General features: G+C 30.3%; 18 protein-coding genes. 9 read left to right on the top strand and 9 right to left on the bottom strand.

The annotated features are described in order from the left end of the window. The first annotated feature begins 98 nt into the window (after window positions 1-98). The 6 genes from MW871_RS13715 to MW871_RS13690 all read left to right on the top strand — a co-directional run bounded on the left by MW871_RS13715 (window position 99) and on the right by MW871_RS13690 (window position 7,750). Complete coding sequence (locus MW871_RS13715; protein WP_248429038.1) at window positions 99-1,220, top strand: imelysin family protein; 1,122 nt, start codon at window positions 99-101, stop codon at window positions 1,218-1,220. Window positions 1,221-1,222: 2 nt separating this feature from the next. After that, entirely contained in the window at window positions 1,223-2,590 is a 1,368-nt protein-coding gene (locus MW871_RS13710) for an HTTM domain-containing protein (protein ID WP_248429037.1), read from the top strand. Between the two features lie 61 nt (window positions 2,591-2,651). Next, window positions 2,652-4,997 carry a TonB-dependent receptor family protein gene (locus MW871_RS13705; protein ID WP_345799465.1) on the top strand — a complete coding sequence of 782 codons (2,346 nt, stop codon included), beginning with the start codon at window positions 2,652-2,654 and terminating at the stop codon, window positions 4,995-4,997. Between the two features lie 802 nt (window positions 4,998-5,799). Further along, a complete protein-coding gene (locus MW871_RS13700) occupies window positions 5,800-6,183 on the top strand; it encodes a YidH family protein (RefSeq protein WP_210645972.1) in 384 nt (127 codons plus the stop codon). Between the two features lie 141 nt (window positions 6,184-6,324). Beyond that, the gene (locus MW871_RS13695; protein WP_248429035.1) at window positions 6,325-6,741 is read left to right on the top strand and encodes a hypothetical protein; all 417 of its coding nucleotides are present in this window, start codon (window positions 6,325-6,327) and stop codon (window positions 6,739-6,741) included. 319 nt (window positions 6,742-7,060) lie between these two features. Then, a complete protein-coding gene (locus MW871_RS13690; RefSeq protein ID WP_248429034.1) occupies window positions 7,061-7,750 on the top strand; it encodes a YgaP-like transmembrane domain in 690 nt (229 codons plus the stop codon). Between the two features lie 569 nt (window positions 7,751-8,319). Here the strand turns inward: MW871_RS13690 and MW871_RS13685 are convergent. From MW871_RS13685 to MW871_RS13655, 7 genes are all read right to left on the bottom strand, one after another. Further along, window positions 8,320-11,358, bottom strand: coding sequence for an efflux RND transporter permease subunit (locus tag MW871_RS13685; protein ID WP_248429033.1), 3,039 nt, complete (start codon window positions 11,356-11,358; stop codon window positions 8,320-8,322). Continuing rightward, entirely contained in the window at window positions 11,358-12,287 is a 930-nt protein-coding gene (locus MW871_RS13680) for an efflux RND transporter periplasmic adaptor subunit (RefSeq protein ID WP_248429032.1), read from the bottom strand. The genes MW871_RS13685 and MW871_RS13680 overlap by 1 nt, the downstream gene beginning before the upstream one ends. Then, window positions 12,277-13,518 carry a TolC family protein gene (locus MW871_RS13675; protein ID WP_248429031.1) on the bottom strand — a complete coding sequence of 414 codons (1,242 nt, stop codon included), beginning with the start codon at window positions 13,516-13,518 and terminating at the stop codon, window positions 12,277-12,279. Before MW871_RS13675 ends, MW871_RS13680 begins: the two co-directional genes overlap by 11 nt. Before the next feature lie 73 nt (window positions 13,519-13,591). Next, complete coding sequence (locus tag MW871_RS13670) at window positions 13,592-14,020, bottom strand: PepSY-like domain-containing protein (protein WP_248429030.1); 429 nt, start codon at window positions 14,018-14,020, stop codon at window positions 13,592-13,594. Window positions 14,021-14,085: 65 nt separating this feature from the next. After that, window positions 14,086-15,348 carry a sensor histidine kinase gene (porY, locus tag MW871_RS13665; protein ID WP_248429029.1) on the bottom strand — a complete coding sequence of 421 codons (1,263 nt, stop codon included), beginning with the start codon at window positions 15,346-15,348 and terminating at the stop codon, window positions 14,086-14,088. Next, window positions 15,345-16,025 (bottom strand): response regulator transcription factor, encoded by a 681-nt coding sequence (locus MW871_RS13660; protein WP_210645906.1) that lies wholly within the window; start codon window positions 16,023-16,025, stop codon window positions 15,345-15,347. The genes porY and MW871_RS13660 overlap by 4 nt, the downstream gene beginning before the upstream one ends. A 125-nt stretch (window positions 16,026-16,150) precedes the next feature. Beyond that, complete coding sequence (locus MW871_RS13655; RefSeq protein ID WP_248429028.1) at window positions 16,151-16,627, bottom strand: hypothetical protein; 477 nt, start codon at window positions 16,625-16,627, stop codon at window positions 16,151-16,153. A 342-nt stretch (window positions 16,628-16,969) separates the two neighbouring features. Here MW871_RS13655 and MW871_RS13650 point away from each other — a divergent pair, with 342 nt between their 5' ends. Beyond that, window positions 16,970-17,530 (top strand): DUF6642 family protein, encoded by a 561-nt coding sequence (locus MW871_RS13650; protein WP_248429027.1) that lies wholly within the window; start codon window positions 16,970-16,972, stop codon window positions 17,528-17,530. Between the two features lie 206 nt (window positions 17,531-17,736). Continuing rightward, window positions 17,737-18,387 carry a sugar-binding protein gene (locus MW871_RS13645; RefSeq protein WP_248429026.1) on the top strand — a complete coding sequence of 217 codons (651 nt, stop codon included), beginning with the start codon at window positions 17,737-17,739 and terminating at the stop codon, window positions 18,385-18,387. 128 nt (window positions 18,388-18,515) lie between these two features. On the opposite strand, the gene MW871_RS13640 is transcribed toward MW871_RS13645, so the two are convergent. Next, window positions 18,516-19,205, bottom strand: coding sequence for an SIMPL domain-containing protein (locus MW871_RS13640; RefSeq protein ID WP_210645903.1), 690 nt, complete (start codon window positions 19,203-19,205; stop codon window positions 18,516-18,518). A gap of 51 nt (window positions 19,206-19,256) precedes the next feature. Then, window positions 19,257-19,895: a rhomboid family intramembrane serine protease gene (locus MW871_RS13635; protein ID WP_248429025.1), complete on the bottom strand. Its 639-nt coding sequence runs from the start codon at window positions 19,893-19,895 to the stop codon at window positions 19,257-19,259. A gap of 115 nt (window positions 19,896-20,010) precedes the next feature. Between MW871_RS13635 and MW871_RS13630 the strand changes: the two genes are divergently transcribed. Then, window positions 20,011-20,880, top strand: coding sequence for a lysophospholipid acyltransferase family protein (locus tag MW871_RS13630; RefSeq protein WP_210645901.1), 870 nt, complete (start codon window positions 20,011-20,013; stop codon window positions 20,878-20,880). Window positions 20,881-20,897: the final 17 nt, after the last annotated feature.

The raw sequence follows: 20,897 nt of genomic DNA, 5'->3' as shown, positions 1-20,897 counted from the left end.
TTTTTGAAAAGTTCGTTGAGCATAAAAAAACCTTAAATTAATTTAGAATAAATTCAAATAACTTATTTGACTTTTGTATTTTTGTAAAAAAATTTTTAATGAAGAAGCTATTATTTTTATTTTTCGGACTTGGGATTATTATATCTTGTTCGTCAAACGACTCAGATACAGACACTACCAGCAATCCTAATGCTTTTGATAGAGCGGCACTTTTGACAAATTGGGCAGATAATATTATCGTGCCACGTTACGAAATTTATAAACAGAAAACAGTTCTGTTAGAAAGTGCCACAACTTTATTTTTTAATACTCCAAATACTGTAAATCTTGATTTGTTGAGAAATGCTTGGTTCGAGGCGTATAAATCATATCAATCAGTAGCGCTGTTTAATTTTGGTAAAGCAGAGGAAATTCGTTTAAATGAAATCAGCAATACCTATCCTACTGATGTTGCTGGAATCGAAAATAACATAGCATCTGGTAGCTATAATTTAAATTTGAATGCCCAATATGCAAAGCAAGGATACCCAGCAATCGATTATTTATTGAATGGATTAGGAACTGATGATGCTAGTGTTCTTAAGTTCTATACATCTGATGCTAACGCAGCAAAGTATAAAGACTATTTATCAGCAGTCGTAAAAAAAATTAATGATAATAGCACAGTCGTCCTTAATGACTGGAAGACAAGTTTTCGAGATACTTACGTTAAAAACAATGGTACCTCCGTTACAAGTGCAGTAAACAGTACAACAAATGCATTTGTGAAACATTTTGAAAAAGATATCAGAACCGCTAAAGTTGGAATTGCTGCAGGTAAATTTTCAAATGAAATTAAGTTTCCTGAAAAAGTAGAAGGGTTTTATAAAAATGATATTTCAAAAACCTTATTAAAAATTGCTATTCAGTCTTCTAAAGATTTTTTTAATGGAAAAAGTACTACTTCTGAAATAAATGGAGCAGGTCTTAAATCATTCCTTGACTATGTAAAAGCGGAGCGTGATGGTGTACTTTTAAGTAGCACTATTAATAAGCAGTATGATGCGGTATTAAATTCAACTTCAGTATTGAATGAAAGTTTTTCCAATCAAGTAAATGCTGATAATTCAAAAATGTTACTTACTTATGATGCTATGCAGAAATTAGTTATATATACTAAGCTAGATATGATGCAAGCATTAAATATTTCTATTGACTATGTTGATGGAGATGGAGATTAATTATGAACAAAGCAATCAAAGATTATCTAAGTAAACAGTCATCAGCCGGAACGTTAGCTTTTTTTAGGCTGGCTTTTGGTTTAATGATGTGTTTGAGTTTACTTCGATTTGTTAGTTACGGATGGGTTGACAAATTTTACATTGAACCCTTATTTCATTTTACTTATTATGGATTTGAATGGGTTCGTCCTATTGGAATTTACACCTACTTAATATTTTTCATTGCATTTATCGCAGCACTAGGAATCGCACTAGGATATAAATATCGATTCTCAGCCTTAATTTTTTTTCTGAGTTTTACGTATATTGAATTGATGGATAAAACCACTTACCTTAATCATTATTATTTTATTTCGGTAATTAGTTTTGTTCTTATTTTTTTACCGGCTAGCGCATTTTTTTCAATAGATGCTTATCGAAATGCCCAGAAAAGATTTGAGTATATTCCACGCTGGACGACAGATGTTTTAAAATTATTATTAAGTATTGTCTATTTCTATGCAGGGTTAGCTAAGATTAATTCCGATTGGCTTTTTAAGGCAATGCCCTTAAAAATTTGGTTGCCTACCAATTCAAATTTGCCCTTTCTAGGAGATTTATTAAACGAGAGTTGGGTTCATTATGCGTTTAGTTGGAGTGGAATGATTTATGACTTAAGCATTCCTTTTTTATTACTGTACAAACGAACGCGCTGGTTTGCATTTGTATTAGTTGTTATTTTCCATTTAATAACAAAAATATTATTTCCAATTGGGGTATTCCCATACATAATGATTGTAAGTAGTTTAGTGTTTTTTGAATCTTCATTCCATTTAAAAATATTGAGAAGAATTATCAAAGCATTGAACTTTAACATAGCAATGTTTCAAAATTCAAAAGTGTTAGTCGAAAATTTAAATTCATTTAGTCTAATAAAGCGTGTGATTTTGGGACTGTTTTTAGTTTTTCAATTAGTGTTCCCTTTTCGATACTTAGCCTATCCAGGTGAATTATTTTGGACTGAGGAAGGTTTTCGTTTCTCTTGGCGGGTAATGTTAATGGAGAAAGCTGGATATACAGAATTCAAAGTTGTTGATGCTCGTACAAAGCAAGAGATTTTGGTAATCAATCATCAATTTCTATCTGCTTTTCAGGAAAAACAAATGGCTTTTCAACCTGATTTTATTTTAGAATACGCACATTTTTTACATAATTATTACAAAAAAGCAGGAGTCAATAATCCTGAAGTGTATGTCGCTAGTTACGTTGCACTAAACGGTAGACTGAGTAAAACATATATAAATCCCTCCATAAATTTAGCTAAAGAATATGAATCTTTCCAACACAAATCATGGATTCTTCCATTTAATGACACTATCAAAGGTTTTTAAATTTTTTACAATTTTTTTATTTTCCACCTCGGTATTTTCACAAAATAAAATTTCTGGTTTTGTGCACGACGCGATGGGTAAAAAAATAGTAGCGGTAGAAGTCATTAATAGCAGTACCAATCAAAAAGGTACTACCGATGCTAATGGCTATTTTGAAATGATCGTTACAAATGAAGGATCTTACAATTTTCTATTTTATAAAGATAATTATGCTATTACAGATGAAGTGATTGTCGCACCTACCAATAATTTAGTAATTACTTTGCGTGCAATGAATTCACTTTCAGAGGTGATAGTAAGTAAGGAACGCGCTAAGGTATTTACATTAAATAAACTAAAGGATATTGAGGAAACAGCTATCTATGCTGGTAAAAAAACGGAGGTTATAGCAGTTTCTAACCTTTTGGCTAATAAAGCAACAAATAATGCAAGGCAAATTTATGCACAAGTAGTAGGGCTTACAATCAATGAAAGCTCGGACGGAGGTTTGCAATTAAGCATAGGAGGAAGAGGTTTAAATCCTAATAGAACCTCTAATTTTAATACGCGTCAAAATGATTATGATATTAGTGCAGATGTATTAGGATACCCGGAAAGTTACTACGCTACTCCAACTGAAGCTTTGGAAGAAATACAAGTTATTCGTGGTGCAGCTTCCCTTCAATATGGAACACAGTTTGGTGGATTAGTAAATTTTAAAATAAGAAAACCAGTTGATAAACCTATTGAGTTTTTGACGAGAAATACAATTGGGTCTCATGGGTTGTACACTAATTTTAGCAGTTTAAGTGGAACTTCAAAAAAATTCAGTTACTATACTTTTATAAACTATAAAAAAGGAGATGGTTTTAGACCAAACTCTGATTTTGAAAGTAAAAATTATTTTATAAACTTAAATTATCAATTCACTAAAAATACTTCTTTACACTTTGACTACACTTATTTTAATTACTTAGCACATCAAGCAGGAGGTTTAACAGATGAAATGTTTAATTCTAATTCAAATCAAAGCAATCGTGAACGAAATTGGTTTGGTGTAAATTGGAATTTATATGCGCTGCGATTCAAACATCATTTTGAACATAACGCTGATTTTTCTTTACAATTTTTTGGTTTAGATGCAAGCCGAAAAACAGTTGGTTTCCGTCCTAATAGAGTTTCTATTCCGGATGAGGTCGACACCGTACGAGATTTGATTACTGGAGATTTTGTTAACTGGGGAGCAGAAGCGAGATACCTTAAGAGGTATAGCATTAATGATAATTTAAGTGCTTTTTTGATAGGAGGTAAATATTACCAATCTAATAATACTGGCATTCAAGGACCAGGAAGTTCAAGAAGCAATGCTGATTTTAATTTATCTACAAATGAATTTCCTTTTTTCGAAAACCAATCTGATTATCATTATCCAAATCTAAATTTTTCCCTATTCGGTGAGAATATTTTTAAGATTAGTTCTAAATTTTCTATCACTCCTGGATTTCGAATTGAAAAAATTAGAACAGAGGCAAATGGTTCCTACAGAAAGATTAATCGAGATTTAGCAGGAAACATAATATTAGATGAAACTATTTTTGAAGAGAATGTCAAGGATAGAAATTTTGTTTTATTTGGTGTCGGACTAAGTTTTAAACCCAAAAATAGCTTAGAAGTATATGGAAATATTTCTCAGAATTACCGATCTGTAACATTCAATGACATCCGAACTGTAAATTCTAATCAAGCAATCGCACCTGGCATTTCTGACGAAAAAGGATATACTTCAGATATTGGTATTCGTGGAAATTTTAGAAATAAATTAAGTTTCGATTCGAGTGTTTACGCATTGTATTACAATGACAAAATAGGAGAATATAATACTGAAATAGGTGGGCTTTTCTATCGTTATCGTGACAATATTGGAACGGCATTGACTTATGGCTTTGAGACTTTACTAAATTGGAATATCGCTGAAACATTCTTTGTGAAGTCAGATGATTTTTTGTGGAATGTTTTTACAAATGCAGCTTTTACAGGTTCAGATTATTTAAGATCAGAGCAAAAAGGAATTGAAGGAAAGGAAGTAGAATTTGTACCAATGTTAAATTTAAAGATAGGATCTGGTGTAGGATATAAAAACTTTATGGCGAGTATTCAATTTTCGTACGTTTCCTCTCAATTTACTGATGCTACTAATTCAAAGGTTGGTGCTAATGCAATAAGCAATGGTACTTCAGGGCAAATCCCATGTTACTATGTGGGCGATATATCTCTTTCTTATAAATGTAAGCAATTTAAGCTAGAAACGGGATTAACAAATTTTACCAATAATACCTATTTTACAAGAAGAGCTACTGGTTATCCAGGTCCAGGAATTATCCCCTCTGATCCTATCACTTTTTATACCACAATCGAATTCAAGTTTTAATTTTAATGAAAATCTTGAATTAAGTATTAAAAAAAACATACCATCTAGATTGAATATCACTTTTTGTTACTTGTAAATAAATAGTAATTGTAATAGCAAAACTAAAAAAATAAGTAGCTTAAAGCTAAATGCGATTCACACGAAAAACTTAAAACTATCCTAAAATCCAATGGAAGATGAAAAATTAAAATAACTGAATCTTACTAAAATTCATTATGAAATTTTTTTTAAAAAATTGATCGATGCTTGGACTATTGTTGTGTTACTAATTCCCCTTGAACAATGGAGACGTAGGCTTTTTATGTATGCCCGAACGGGTGGAAAGGACATACGCCGTTACAGCTACTTCAACAACCTGACTACCCGTGACCTTCGTTTGCAACAAGCATCGATTCAATTTTTTATGTAAAGCTTAAAGCTAGACTTAAACTAAAATTCAATTTTTTCTTCATTTTTGTTTCTACAACGTAAAAATTAATTATTAAAGATTAGCTTGAATTCTGTTTTGTAAATTTATATCATCCACACACTTATCATCTTACAGAATCATAAAAGAAATTTATATTATTTTAATTCTAATAAAAAATTAATACAAAATACTACATACAATTTAATTAAATTGTATGTAGTATTTTGTTGCTGCTGCGCCTTACTATTTAAAGGAATATTAAAACTACATTCAATACAAGTCTTGTAAAACAAAAACCAACATAAAGATTTTGGAACAATTTAAACGAAACATATAAGACCTTTCCAAAACTTTAAAATAATTTTACAATTATTAATTGTTGATAACGGAATAATGGAAAATAAAGATGATAAGTATTTTATAAATGAATTTCTTTCCAATGAAAGAACTTTTCTATCGTGGATTCGTACTGCTGTAGGGATACTCGTTTTCGGTTTTGTTACTGTTAAGTTTTCACTGTTCTTAAAACATATTCCAACTAAGAATATTCAAGAAATACCAATACATATTAGCGACTATACCGTTAATATGGGTTTTGGCTTCTTAATTGCCGGAGCACTTATAATTTTACTAGCTTATCTCCGATACATTCAAACAATCAAATTACTTAAAAAAGGGGAGTATAAATATTCCTCTTTACTTGTTACAATATTTTCAGTCATTCTTTTTATTATGGTTATTTCTCTTATCTCTTATTTGATTGCAAGCAATTATTAGAATGATGCAAATCCTACCTTTTATGTGCTAAATCACTTCGCAGTAATCTTATAATTAATAAAGTATAAAATCTAATTATGTAAATGATAACGTGATTCTTTCACTAATTTTAATTTATTATTAATTCAAACATTCAACAAAATGGATAATTTAAGTAAAACAACAAGTGACATCAAAGAGGTAGCAAAAGAAAGTGTAGAAAACATGATAACTAATGAAAATGTGACTGACCACACAAATGAAAGAGATACCTACAATTCTCCTGACCATGATGACAATAGATTAAGTGATCAAGAAAATAAAGAACTTAATGAAGAGGAAGATAATGACGATTTCCTGAATAATGGGGAAAATGATGACGACATGGATGACATGCATGACATGGATGACATTGATGAAATTGACGAAATTGACGAAATTGACGAAAGTGATATAGATGAACAATCGGACAATGATACAAATGATGACGAAACTCCGCAGAACAACGAGCACTTTTTAAATAGCGCTGATCCTAATGATCCAATAGGAGACGGTTCAAATAGAAATGAAAATTATTAGTTTAAAAAGAAGAACATAATAATAGAAGGATTTGAAAAAATTCTGTAATAGAAAAATATGTGATTCTTAATAATTTTGAAATTATAAATCTATGCTCCTGTTCAAGTTTATCAATGGTGAAACAGTTATAAGGATTTTTAAACATTAAAATTTTGAAAATTATAAGTGGCTCCAAAGTGGTTGATTGTTTAGAAATGTAAAAAAAGTATAATTGACATTATTGTTTTATTTATCAATCTAAAATTATCTATCATCGTCGTGGAGCCACTTATAACAATTAAATAAACTTTTATAGGAGCTAACATAAAAATATCGAAAAATGGAAAATAAAAATTCATCCCAACAGTATTCACTAAGCAATATACTTCCTAAAAAAAATGTTCCTACAATTGAAAGGATATTAATGATTGCCGGAGGTGCTTATGTTCTTTATAAAGCGTTTTCCCAGAAGAAAAGTAGCACAGCAAAAAACACGTTTGGTGGAGCGATGCTACTACGTGGACTTTCAGGATATTGTCCAGCATATCATGCTGCAGAAACCTTTAGTGATGCTGATCCACATTACGTAAATATTACAGTAAGTACAACGGTAAATAAACCTATTTTACAAGTGTATTCTTTCTGGAGAAATTTAGAAAATTTACCTAAATTTATGAATCATTTAGAAAATGTACAAAATCTAGATCATGAAATTTCTGAGTGGACAGCTACGGGCCCACTGGGAGTTGGTAAAATAAGATGGAAAGCAAAAATAACCAAAGAAGAAACTGGTAAATTTTTGAGCTGGAAATCAGTCAATAATTCATCAATAGAGAACGTAGGAAAAGTTTCTTTTAAACCAGTTGGTCAGGCTACTACTATTGACGTCACCATTTTGTATCGAACACCATATGGCGTTTTAGGGGATAAAGCAGCACAATTATTTAATTCTTATTTTAAAAATATGGTTAAAAATGACATTGAAAGTTTCAGGTATTATATCGAATCAAATGGGTTAAATACCGACTAGAGAGAATAAATAATTTTACTAGGTAAAAGCAGATGTGATTCAATTTATAAAAGATAATACACAATTGGAGATATGGTCTACTAAATACTTATACGACCTAGTTTCGCACTTGAAGATAGAATAAATTAAAATATTCGTGCAGTGGTTTGTATGTTTTTTTGTTTTCAAAATGAAATCTTATAATAGTTATTTACTAATAAAATAGCTATTCAAGAAAGAATATAATTTATAATATATCATTTCCAAATTCACTGTAAACTGCACTGTTAGTGAATATTTGTTCATTTTTTTAATAAAATTTATTACCTTTATTCATTATAAAAAAATCCAAAACTTTGGAAGTAACCCTATGGGTGTCCCTGTTCTTTAATAGTATATCGTAAACCCCTATAATCACTGGGAAATATTTAAAGGCAACGGAACCTCTTTCTCCGCGAGCTGAAAAGCAACTGGGAAGATAACCCCGTAAATCTTATGATTTATGGGGTTTTTCATTTTATATAGAATTTCAATTATTAAATAATTTTTGGATCAATCTCAAAAGTTGGGCAATAGCAAAAAACAAATTACTATTCTTTGTGTTCAATATCAAAATAATATAGCAAACTAGGCAGTACTATTAATAATAAAGGCATCGCAATCAAAAAACCACCAATAACTGCAATTGCTAAAGGCTGATGCAATTCTGAACCTGTACCAATACCAATTGCCAAGGGCATTAAAGCAATGATTGCTCCTATAGCAGTCATTAATTTAGGTCTTAACCTTGTTGAGATCGCATATACGAGCGATTGTTTTTTATTATTCGAAATTTGATACGTTTCTTTAAATTGTAAATAGGTAAAAATAGCATTCTCACTAATAATTCCAACGATCATAATCAATCCGGTATAGCTACCTACATTTAGTGGTGTGTTTGTTAAAAATAGTAAGAGATAACTTCCTGAAATACCTAGAACCGAAACAAACAGTAATATGAAAGCCACTTTTAAGTTTCGAAATAGAAAGAGCAAAACTCCGAAAACTAGTAAACAAGACGCTACTAAAATTAGTAATAATTCTTTGAATGATTGTTGTTGATCCTTATAAGCTCCCGCATAATCAATGTAATACCCGCTAGGAAGAACAACCTGACTAGACACTTCCTTTTTTATATCCTTCATCACAGTTCCCAAATCTTTATTGTCTAGCCTACCCGTAACTACACACATCATTTGCAAGTTTTCACGCTCTATTTCGGCAATTCCTTTTGAGATAGAGATGTTGACAAGAGTGGTAATAGGTATCGATTTTCCATTGGGTAAAAAAATAAAAATCTTTCTTATTTCCTCTAAATTTCTATTTTGAGTATTTGGATATATCAATCGGATCGGTACTGCTTTATCTAGTTCTAATACGGAACCAATCACATTCCCTTCTAATAAAGTTTGGAGTTGAAACTGCAAATTAGCTGGAGTTATGCCGTATTGTGACAATTGACTATAGTTTGGAGTAATACTAATATAAGGTCCAGCATACACAACGCCATCAAAAACATCAGCAGTTCCTGGCGTTTTTTCGACTATATGAGCGACTTGTTTGGCTATTTTTTGAAGTTCAGCTTGGTTGTTACCAAAAACTTTTACTTCAATAGGTGAAACAGAACTCATCAAATCACCTAACATATCACCAATTACTTGACCAAAATCAATTCGAAGAGCAGGTTGTGACGTTTCTACTTTTAATCTAATTTCATCAATAATATCATTACTAGTTTTGGAGCGGTCTTTTTTAAGTTGAATTAAATAATCACCTCTATTGGGTTCTGTAATAAAAAAGCCCATTTGCGTACCAGTTCTTCTGCTATACGCTTCTACTTCTGGGATAGTATGAATTATTTTCTCTACCTCAACTAGCATTCTATCCGTTTCTTCTAATGAGGTGCCCGGTGGCGATTCATAATCTAAAACAATGCTTCCTTCATCCATTTCAGGTAGAAAACCAGTTTCTAATCGGGGTAGAATTAAAACTATTAAAAGAATTAATACTGCACAAAAAACAAAACTCATGATGGGTCTTTCAATAAAATAGCCCACCCAATTTTGAGTTTTCACCTCATGATGCGCATTTGATACTTTTTCGTCAGAAATAACTTTTCCTTTTTTAGTAAGCAGTAAATAAACAACAGGCAACAATATCCAAGTCACAAAAAAGGAACAAACTAAAGTGATAATCATGGTATCCGTTAGCACTTTAAAATAAGCACCTGCAACACCACTCATTAAAACAAAAGGAAGAAAAATAACAATTGTACACAATGAAGAGCCTACCATTGCAGGAAAAAGATACTGAATTGCTTTTTGCAATAATGCTGTAGTAGGTTCTTCGGGATGCTCCTCGTGGGTTCTATGAATTTGCTCTACCACAACAATAGCATCATCTATTATAAGTCCTAAGGCTGCTGCTATAGCTCCCAAGGTCATAATATTAAAAGTTTGTCCTGTAAAAAATAAGACTAACAAAGTAGCGCAGAGTGTAACCGGAATTATAATTAAAATAGTGGCGCTCGCTTTGACTGATTTCAAAAACAAAATAGCTACAATAATTGCTAAAAAGAGTCCAATCAATAAACTATCAGTAACACTTTTTACGGCATCTCCCACAAAACTAGCTTGTTCATAATAAGGCGTTATTTTTAGATCACTTGGAATTATTTTTTGCAATTCTTTCAGCTTTAATTCAATATCGGAAGACATGGTGATTAAATTGGCATTAGGCTGTTTTATAATAGCAATTAAAACACTTTCTTTTCCATTAGCATTGACTTTAATATATTCTTTAGCTTCCTGTAAAGCGACATTAGCGACATCCTTTAAGGTTATAATCCCTTTCCCGTTATTTAAAATTACTAGATTTTCTAAATCCGATTTTGTTGCAATTTGAGCGTCTGTTAAGGTTAAATATAAAAAGCGATTATCAGCCAAATAACCATTGGAAGTAATAAAATTAGTTTGGTTTAAAACCTGCGAAATGGCGTCTGGCGTGATTCCGTAGGCAATCATTTTATTTAGATTCAGTTCAATCCAGTATTCTTTTTCTTTACCGCCAACAACTCGGACTTCACTGACACCATCTACCTGCGAGAGAAATGGTTTAATTGTAAAATTAGCTATCTTCTTAATTTCGATAGGAGATCTGTTTTTACTTTCGATAGTATAACCAATAACTGGCAAAATCGATGGGTTCATCTTTTCGACTGTTATTTGGATATTTGCCGGTAAATCACTTCTGATTTGGTTAATCCTGGACTCAATTTGTTGTTTACTAACATCCAAATCAGATTTCCAATCAATAAAAGCTGAAATTTCGCAGCTTCCTCTGCTTGTGGTACTTCGAACGGTTTTTAGGTTTGGTATTTTTTTTATAGCATTTTCTAATGGCTTGGTTACCGTAACCATCATTTTATCCACAGGTTGTTGGCCTGCATCAGCAATCACTTTGATTTTAGGAAAAGTTATTTCAGGAAATAAACTGGTTTGCATTTTAGAATACGCAAAAATACCTCCTAACAATAGCAAGAAAATAATGGTACTTAGTCCGCTTTTATATTTTACAAAAAAATTATTCATTACTTGCTACCATTTATAATTTTCACTTTAATAGTGTCCCCTACTCCATAATTCCCAGAAGTGACTATTCTGTCTGTAACATTAAATTTAGGAGTTATAATCTCCGTTCTTTCTTGGTTTTTCAAACCTATTTGAACAGGAACTTTAATAGCGGTAGAATCATTTTTGAGTAACATAACCCAGTATTCTGTTTCGATTTCATTACTTAAAATAGCAGATTTTGGCAACGTAATTATATCCGATTTATTCGATTTTGGGATACGTACCGAAACAATAAGGTTTTCAGGTAAAACTTGATTGGAATTCATTTTTAAAAATATACTTTGCATTTGAGACATTGTATCTACCGAAGGGATGAATTGCTTTACTGTTGCAGAAATTGATGTGCCATCAGGCAAATAAACCGATAATTGTTGGTTAATAGAAACATACTTTTTTAGTTCGAAAGGAACATTTATAACGACACCATAATTATCAGAATCATTAATAACTGCTAATACATCTCCTTCTTGAACATAGTTTCCTTTTTCAACATTTACAGCAGTAATGAAACCATTGGAACTTGATGTAATTGAAACTGCTGTCCCAAAATGCAAATTCGGATCTAATTTATTCACATCGTTACCTAGTGCAATTGACTCTTTAGTTTTTATCGAAAACAGTCGCTTTCCTTTAGCAACTTTATCATTCGTAGTAGCATTGACAGCGGTAACATATCCCGTAATGATAGCCTTTATTGGCGTTTTAACAATGTAAGAAACTGTTCCTGAAACCTCTTCAAAGTCATCAATTCCTTTATTGTCAATTGTAGTTACAGTAACAGGAATTATGGTTTCAGTCTCCGTTACTGCGGCTTCTTTTTTATTACAAGAATGCAACAAAACTGAAAAAAGTATCGTTGAAAAAAGTATCGTTATCTTATTTTTCATTTGTGTTCCAGTAATTAAGTTCATTAATCAATAGTAATCTTGCCATATTATTTTGAGCAATCGCATTTGTAATGGTTAAGGAGTTACCTAACGCAATCACAAAATCAGGTATCATTGCATTTCCAGTCACTAATAGCTTATTAAAAGCGTCGAGTAATGTTTTATTAATTTTTAACTGTGATTGCAATTGCTCATTCATCATTTCGTTTTGACTTAATTTCAATTCTAACTGCTGTTGCTGTTGTTTGAATTGTCGCTCAAATTGTCTTTTGTAAGCAATGTTAGTTTCTGAGGCAAATTTGTTTTTAGTAATCTGCAGTTTTCTTTGATTTCCATCGTAAATAGGTATCGAAAGATTAAGGCCAACAGCACTACCAAAATGCTTGTAATACTGTCCCGTTAAAGTAGAAATGTAACCGGCATCTGCTAATATAGTTACAGACGGTTTATAGGTATTTGCAATGTTTTGCTTTTGGTTCTCAATACTCAAACTATCAATTTTAAATTGTTGATTGTAAATTGAATTCTCAGCATTGATCAGTTTTTTTAATTCAATTTGAGGATGAATTAATACTATATATGATTTTTCATTCGTGCCTGACAGATAATTTAATATTTGCAAATCATTTTCAAATTGGTTTTTCATCTGCATCATCATAATTTCCTGTTGCTTCACTGTAGCTAAAAAAAGAAGATAATCCGTTTGTTTGTAAATCGATTTCTGAGTGAACTTTTTTAGAATTTCTAACTCATTATTCAATAAACCAAACTGTTGTTGAAGATTTAGATACTGACAATAATCAGAAAAAGTAACGATATATTGAAGTCGGATTGCTTTTGTAATATCATTTGCCGTGATTTTTTTATTAAAATCTACTTTGTCTTTTAATAAAGTAATGGCACCTAGCTGATTATTTTTTTGGCTTTTACCAAATATCTTCTGAGAAAAACTTACTATTCCGTTTACGTTTTGACCATTAGTAATGGCGGTGTCATATCCGAAATTATTAATTACAGGCTCATAATTACCGGTTAAATTAACACTTAGCTGTGGTTTTAAATTGGCTTTATACAATAAACTATCTATCGTTAAAGAACTAGATTGATTATTCAAATCGTTCAATAAAGCAGTATTTAAAATTGCTTTTTCAATAAAAAAATCTACATCTCTTTTTTGAGAAAAAGATGCAATTGAAAAAAATAATGTTATGTAGAGTATAACAATTCGCATAGTTTAGTAAATATAAAAAATTAGAACATCTCATTTACAAGATGTTCTAATAATAAATTTGTAGTAATAAAAACTATTTTCTTTTTAAGAAATTTCCAGAAGCGTCAAAGATTAAATCACTGTCTTTTCCGTCAATTTTGACCTCTGCTTCGTACGTAATAACATTTTTGTTGTCTGTAATTTTAGCAGTTTCTTTGATCTTTTTATTTGGATAAGTTGTTGCGATATAAGCCAACGCTTTTGCAGGGAATTCAGTTTTACTAATTTCAATTTCTGTAGCTAATTTATGTCCTGCTTTATCATAATCTGCAGAAGCTTCTTTGCCATTCATTTTAAATTCAGCTTCAAAACCATCTTTCTCCACATCCCATTTTACTTTGGTATTTGGATACTCCTTTTGAAAAGCCTCTTTAACAACTTTAGGCACTTCTTTCTTGTCTTTAGTTTGTGCGAATCCTACTGCACTTATTGCCATTGCGGCAACTAAAATTAGATTTTTCATAATTGCTCTTTTTTTAAATTATTAAGCAAATATCCAATAGGAATCTATTTCAATTCTGTATTTTTTTAAAACTGATGCAAATAAAATACGTGTTCTTTGTTTTCATACTTGTAATGAATATCAATTGAATTCGCTTCCGCTATTTGTTTTACAATTGCTAATCCTAATCCAATCGAATTGGTATTGTAAGATTTTTTTTCAAAACGTTCAAAAATAAGAACTTCATTTAGTGGCTCTTGTGCTCCTGTATTACTTATTTTTAAGATTTTATCATTTACAGCAATGGTGATTTTTCCATTTTCGATATTATGTCTTATTGCATTTTGAATTAAATTATTAATTAAAATAAAACATAATTCTGAATTGATTTTAAAATCTAATTCCTCACTATTTTCAAATACAAAATCTATGTTTTTATCTAAAATAAAGTCTTCATTAAAATGTTTAATTTTCTCGATTAAAGGAAGTACTGCGACAATATCTAATTTTATAAACTGCTGGTTTTCTATTTTAGAGAGTAATAACAATGATTTATTAATTCGGCTCAAACGACTTGTTGCCTCTTCAATAGAAACTAATAGCTGCATTGTTTCTTCCTTCAATGTATTATCTTGCAGTAATAAATCTATTTTTCCTTTAATTATAGCCAGTGGAGTTTGAAATTCATGAGATGCATTCTCCGCAAATTTCTTTTGATTTTTATAATCAGTAATCATTTTTGAAGTCATCCCATTTATCGAGGAATTTAATGCACTGAATTCTGAGATATCATTGGATTCTAATTTTTTAAAATCATTAGTCTGAACATTAAAGTTCTTTATATAGGTTAATGTATTAAGAAATGGTGCCCAAATTAGTTTTGAAATTCTAATGTTTATATAAACAGTTATTAAAAGAAGGAATAATAACAAAATGATAAAGACAACAAATACAACCTCCATTAACTCATCAAGTTCAATATTACTTTTCCAAACTTTGATATGATAATTTTTTCCGTTAATGATTTTATTAACTTCAATCATTTTGTTCGAAATGTATTCTTTATCAATATCAGAATACATCAAAGTATCTTTAACGGTTTGCGGGATGATTTTATTTTTGTCAATTTCTTGAACATAAACTTCATTATTAGCTTCAAAAACAGTTAAAACCGAACTATTTCCTTTAGCTAAATGGTTTTCAATTACTTTAACTCTAGTCAACAATAAAGACTGATTACTTTCACCAATTTCATTTAAAAGAAAAAAATAAATGAACAAAGAAGAAAATAAAATTACCGGAATCGTATACAAGATATAATACCGACTGGTTTTGGTGAGTAGCTTCATAATTCTGTTTTAAAACTGTAACCAATCCCGTATATTGATTGAATATAATCTGTACAATTGGCCGTCAATAATTTCTTTCTTAAATTTTTTACATGATTGTAAATAAAATCAAAATTGTCAAACTGATCGGCATTATCGCCCCATAAATGCTCTACAATAGCACTTTTTTGAATTACTCTATTTTTATTAGCGATGAAATAAACTAATATATCAAACTCTTTTGATGTCAAGTTCAGTGGTTTTTCGTTGATTAACACTTTTCTTTCCTCAGGGTATAATTTAATTTCATTGACAATTATTGCAGCCTCACCATCAAAATTATTACGTCTAATCAATGCTTTTATCCTCGCATTTAATTCTGGTAAATAAAAGGGTTTTGGCAAGTAATCGTCTGCTCCTAAATTAAGACCATCAATTTTATCATCAAAGGAATTTTTAGCAGAAATGATGATAATTCCTGTTTTTGATCTTTTATTTTTTATCGCTTTTATTAAGTCTAATCCGTTTCCGTTCGGCAAAGTGATATCTAGTAAAACGCAATCATATTCATACACTTGTATTTTTTCAAAAGCAGAATTAAAATCATTTGCCACCTCTACTCTATTTTTCTCTAATCCTAAGTAATGGCTAATGCTTTTCTGCATTTCTATTTCATCTTCAACAAGCAAGATTTTCATTAATGATATGATATTTGTTTAAACAAAAGTAATTTTTAAATCAAAAATAAATTGTTATTTATATTTTAAATCGAATCGTTTTTAAAATAAAAAAAGGGAAATTACTCTCCCTTTCTATTATAAATTTATTTAGTCACACAATCTACTGGATTGAGTTTGTATTTTACGCGATCAAAATCTATTGGTTCGCCGGAAACAAAATGACCAGCACCTAATGTAACTTCTATTTTTCCGTTTCCTAAAATAAGTTGATTGTCACGCTTTAAGAAAGCCATAGGGTTTTTAAAAGTAGTCTCTTTATTATTCCCTTGAATGTAAGTGTAACTAACAAAAAGTGTATCACCACGAAATTCTCCAGCAACTTCACCAACATACTTAGGTGTATTTGCCATAACCATATCCATGTTTCCCGTTATGTGTCCATCTTTAAAAGTATTCATTTTCAATGCTATTGTATCTTTTTCGTAAAGTGCTGTATAACACTCAACCTTTACAGGCGCTTCTTCTGGAGCTGCTACAGGAATTTTTTCACTTTGATTATTTTTACAACTTCCAAAAATAACACAAGAGAACAATAAACAAAACACACCAAGATTTTTCATAATAGTCTTTATTAATTAATAATAGTATTAAGGTTTATGCTAATTTACAAAAGAAAAAGTATGTTTTGTACTTGTTTTTAAAACTAAAGTTTAAAATTTTAAAATTCAGACCTTTATTGCATATAAGATTACAAAATTTTCAATCAATATTTTTTTAAATTAGATTTAAAGAATTACTGTTTGACTATAAATAGGATAACTGAAATTTCTTTTTACTAATTTGTTAAAAAGTGTTCGCTTCTATTAAAATGCGAATATTTTCCCAAAACTGAACTTCTTAAAAGTTTTTATAAACCTAAAAACATATTTTTGTAAGTACTGTAAAATCTGTAAAAAAAGAAAATGGACCAAGATAAATTTATTTTTTGCCTCGAAGCTGTTGCTGATGTAGAAGTTCAAAATAGCACAGAAATAGTGAAACATTTAGAAGAACTTGCTTTAAATCATGGTGTATCTAGCATTTATAAAAATTGTGATACGATAGAAGGACTTGAGGAGAGTTTGGGTGCGTTACTTTATGACGATCACAATTTTAAAGATTATGAAATCATATATTTAGTAATGCAAGGTCAAGAAAATTCTATCTGCATACATGATTATTTTTATAGTTTAGAAGAGATTGCGGAACTTTTTGAGGGAAAAATGAAAGGAAAAATTGTTCATTTTGCCAATGAAAAAATTCTAGATTTAAGTTCAGAAGAAGCACAATACTTTCTAGACGTAACTGGAGCCAGAGCAATTTCAGGCTACGGAGCTACTTTTAATAATATTAGTAGCATTCATTTAGACAAAGTGTTTTTTAGTTTATGTCAAGAAGAATTTGATTTAGTAACAATCGTAGAAGAATTGCATCAGAAATTTTATGAGGCCTGTAAAGCTCTTGATTTTAGATTATACTATTAGAGTAATTTTTCAAATATAAAATCATTTTTATTAATTTTTATAAAACAGCTTTTCTATTGCTTTGCCTATTATTATAAGATTTATAAAATACTTGTAAATCATTTTGAGTTTGTTATAAAATGAAGTCTATAATGACTAAATTTGGTAATCCTGCGAAGGTTTTTAAATAATATTAATAAAAGCATATAACAACTCAAAAAATAAATATGGCTAAAGAATTAAAGAATTACGAAGTACATTTAGTCGAGGAAAATTTACTTGAAATTACAGGTAAAGGTGATAATACGTTATGGAAAAACGCCCAAGTCTTAACTGATTTTTGTTCTCCTTGGGATTCTGAAAAACCATCAAAAATTGAATTTAAAGCAGTTTGGGATCGTGAGAATTTATTTTTTTGTTTTACAGTATCGGACACTATGATACACATTGATAGAAAAGATGATAGCATTCATAGCATAGGAAGTTCGGATCGTGTAGAACTTTTTTTTAGATCTAATCATGCAATGAATCCATACTATTGTTTGGAAATTGATACTGCTTCAAGAATAATGGATTTTGTAGCCTATCCTAATAAAAAATTCGACTTTGATTGGAACTGGCCACAAAATAATATGGCGGTAAAATCCTCTATTGATGATAGCAGTTTTACTATCGAAGGAGTCATTAGCATCCTCTCACTTAAAATGCTTCATTTAATTAATGATAATAAAATTGAAACTGGATTGTTTAGAGCTAAATATAACGAAAAAGAAAAATCAATTTTTGAACCCGTTTGGATTTCTTGGGTAAATCCAGAAACTGAAACCCCAAATTTTCATACCCCATCCTCATTTGGAGTACTCCATTTAATAGAATAAAGCAGTACTTGGATTTTAAATAATAAAAAAGAGAAATTGGATAATAGTTTATATATCTATTACCCAATTTCTCTTTTTTGCTGTATATAAACATTTAATAATTTAAATGTAATTTTAGTGATTGATTGCTATTCTAAAATAAAACTAACAGTAACATTAGCGGTAATATTTATTTCTCCTACTGCAAGTGTTTCTCTTGGAGCACTCATATCGCTACTTTCCATCATTTTCATTGCTGCATATCTGGGTTGCGGGTAATTCGTCTGAGAATTATCAGATATGGTCATCGCACGTCCTATTTTTTGTCCTAAAACCGAAACATAATCTTGTGCTTTCATTTTCGCTTCTTTCATCGCTAATTTTCTAGCCTCAGATTCATATTGAGCCATTTTAGAAGATTGAAATGTTACAGTATCAATTCTGTTAATACCATTATCAACTAAACCTCCCATTAACTCATCATACTTACTCAAGTCTCTTAATAAGATCTCAATAGTTTGCGTAGCATTATAACTGTGTTTCTTTTTTTCATAATCATATTGAGGATTTAATGAAACGCGTTGTGTTTTATAATCTGCAGGAGCCAAATTCATTTTTTTAATATATTTCAAAACAGCGTCAATTTTTTCGTCATTCTGTTTCTTTACATCTTTGGCGTTGTTGCCTTTTGTTTCAACAGTAACAGCAATCGTTGCTTCATCTGGAACTACCTTAATTTTACCTTCTCCGCTTACATTGATTTGTGGAATCTGTTTTACTTCTTGACCATATGACATCGTTACGAATAATATAGACAATATAAATAGTGCTTTTTTCATTTTTTTATAATTTTAGTGTTTGTACTAATTCCTTTTCAAAAGTTATGCCAATTATAGTTTTCCTGCCTTTTGCATTACAAAAAGAATTACAATAGGAATCGCTAATAAAACCACCATCAAAGTATGATCGACAAGTAAAGAAGGTTGTTTTATCAATGTGATTAAATAGCCTCCTACTGCACCGCCAAAATGGGCTGTATGACCAATATTATCATTTTTTGCTCTCATACCATAAATAGAATAGAGTAAATAAAGTATTCCAAAAAGATACGCTGGCATAGGAATAATAAAAAATATTCCGAGCATCATATCTGGTTGCAATAATATTGCAGAATATAAAACTCCCGTTACAGCTCCCGACGCTCCTACAGCTCTGTAACCATAATCCTCTTTATGAAATGCCATGGTGAGTAAGCTTCCAAATATCAAACTTCCAAAATAAATTAAAACAAATGAAAAACTACCCATTAAATTAATGACCACTGGAGCAAAAAAGAACAGTGTCATCATGTTAAAAATCAGATGCGTTATATCAACATGCAGAAAACCAGAGGATAACATTCTTATTTGTTCTCCTGCTCTAATACTTCCTACATGAAACTCATATTTTCTAAAAAAAGAAAGGTCGTTAAAACCTTTATAACTAATCAAAACATTTACAATAATAATTGCTATCAAAAGGGTATTCATAAAGTATGTTTATTGTGTGTTGTAAATATAGTCATTCTCAAATACGCACAGAGTAACTACTCAAAATTAATATCAGTCTAGATTTTTGACTTATATTTGCATAAAAAATAACGGCATGCAACTTCTTATTTTCCTCTTAGCCTTCCCGCTTTTATGGATTATCTCCATACTCCCTTTTAGAATATTTTATTGGTTCTCTGATTTTATTTACTTACTCGTTTATTACGTGATCGGTTACAGAAAGAAAACAGTTAAAGAAAATTTGGCTTTAGCTTTACCCCATTTAAGCGATAAGGAGCGACTTATTATTGAAAAAAAATCATATCATCACTTGTGCGATTTATTTTTAGAGATGATTAAAACCATGTCGATTTCTTCAGAAGAAATGAACAAAAGATTTCATATTACAAATATTGAATTGGTTAAAGAATATGAAGATAAAGGAAAAAGCACTGTCTTATTAGCCTCTCACTACGCTAGCTGGGAGTGGTTGTTATCTATAAATGCAAAAACAAAATTTAAAGGAATAGGTGTTTATAAAAAAATTGCTAATAAATATTTTGATAAACTCATTCGCAATATACGCTCTAAATACGATGCTGAATTAGTAGAAACTAAAAAGACAATCCCATTAATGGCCGAGAATGAAAAAAATGGTGTTCTAGCTATGTATGGTCTTGCTAGCGATCAATCTCCAAAAATGAACAGAGCTTTTCATTGGGATAAATTTATGGGAATAGAAGTTCCCGTTCATACTGGAGCTGAAATGCTATCTAAAAAATATGATTTAAATGTACTTTTTGTTAAAGTAAAAAAGGTAAAAAGAGGTTTCTATGAAGCTACCTTCATCCCAATTACTGACAACCCGAGATCTATTCCTGATTTTAAAATTACAGATATTTTTTTAAGAGAAGTTGAAAAACAAATTCTAGAGGCTCCAGAATATTATTTCTGGACGCACAAACGATGGAAACACAGAAGATAAACTTATTAGTAAAATAA

Origin of the sequence: Flavobacterium pygoscelis (assembly GCF_023162025.1) — a bacterium.
Taxonomy (GTDB): domain Bacteria; phylum Bacteroidota; class Bacteroidia; order Flavobacteriales; family Flavobacteriaceae; genus Flavobacterium; species Flavobacterium pygoscelis.
This window is presented reverse-complemented; position numbering and strand designations above follow the sequence as displayed.

Excerpts from the sequence above, each read along its gene's own strand:
- MW871_RS13660 (WP_210645906.1), bottom strand. The coding sequence starts at position 16,025 with ATGAAAATCTTGCTTGTTGAAGATGAAATAGAAATGCAGAAAAGCATT.
- MW871_RS13690 (WP_248429034.1), top strand. The coding sequence starts at position 7,061 with ATGGAAAATAAAAATTCATCCCAACAGTATTCACTAAGCAATATACTT.
- MW871_RS13710 (WP_248429037.1), top strand. The coding sequence starts at position 1,223 with ATGAACAAAGCAATCAAAGATTATCTAAGTAAACAGTCATCAGCCGGA.
- MW871_RS13650 (WP_248429027.1), top strand. The coding sequence starts at position 16,970 with ATGGACCAAGATAAATTTATTTTTTGCCTCGAAGCTGTTGCTGATGTA.
- porY (WP_248429029.1), bottom strand. The coding sequence starts at position 15,348 with ATGAAGCTACTCACCAAAACCAGTCGGTATTATATCTTGTATACGATT.
- MW871_RS13640 (WP_210645903.1), bottom strand. The coding sequence starts at position 19,205 with ATGAAAAAAGCACTATTTATATTGTCTATATTATTCGTAACGATGTCA.
- MW871_RS13655 (WP_248429028.1), bottom strand. The coding sequence starts at position 16,627 with ATGAAAAATCTTGGTGTGTTTTGTTTATTGTTCTCTTGTGTTATTTTT.
- MW871_RS13635 (WP_248429025.1), bottom strand. The coding sequence starts at position 19,895 with ATGAATACCCTTTTGATAGCAATTATTATTGTAAATGTTTTGATTAGT.
- MW871_RS13700 (WP_210645972.1), top strand. The coding sequence starts at position 5,800 with ATGGAAAATAAAGATGATAAGTATTTTATAAATGAATTTCTTTCCAAT.
- MW871_RS13675 (WP_248429031.1), bottom strand. The coding sequence starts at position 13,518 with ATGCGAATTGTTATACTCTACATAACATTATTTTTTTCAATTGCATCT.
- MW871_RS13685 (WP_248429033.1), bottom strand. The coding sequence starts at position 11,358 with ATGAATAATTTTTTTGTAAAATATAAAAGCGGACTAAGTACCATTATT.
- MW871_RS13695 (WP_248429035.1), top strand. The coding sequence starts at position 6,325 with ATGGATAATTTAAGTAAAACAACAAGTGACATCAAAGAGGTAGCAAAA.
- MW871_RS13630 (WP_210645901.1), top strand. The coding sequence starts at position 20,011 with ATGCAACTTCTTATTTTCCTCTTAGCCTTCCCGCTTTTATGGATTATC.
- MW871_RS13680 (WP_248429032.1), bottom strand. The coding sequence starts at position 12,287 with ATGAAAAATAAGATAACGATACTTTTTTCAACGATACTTTTTTCAGTT.
- MW871_RS13715 (WP_248429038.1), top strand. The coding sequence starts at position 99 with ATGAAGAAGCTATTATTTTTATTTTTCGGACTTGGGATTATTATATCT.
- MW871_RS13645 (WP_248429026.1), top strand. The coding sequence starts at position 17,737 with ATGGCTAAAGAATTAAAGAATTACGAAGTACATTTAGTCGAGGAAAAT.
- MW871_RS13670 (WP_248429030.1), bottom strand. The coding sequence starts at position 14,020 with ATGAAAAATCTAATTTTAGTTGCCGCAATGGCAATAAGTGCAGTAGGA.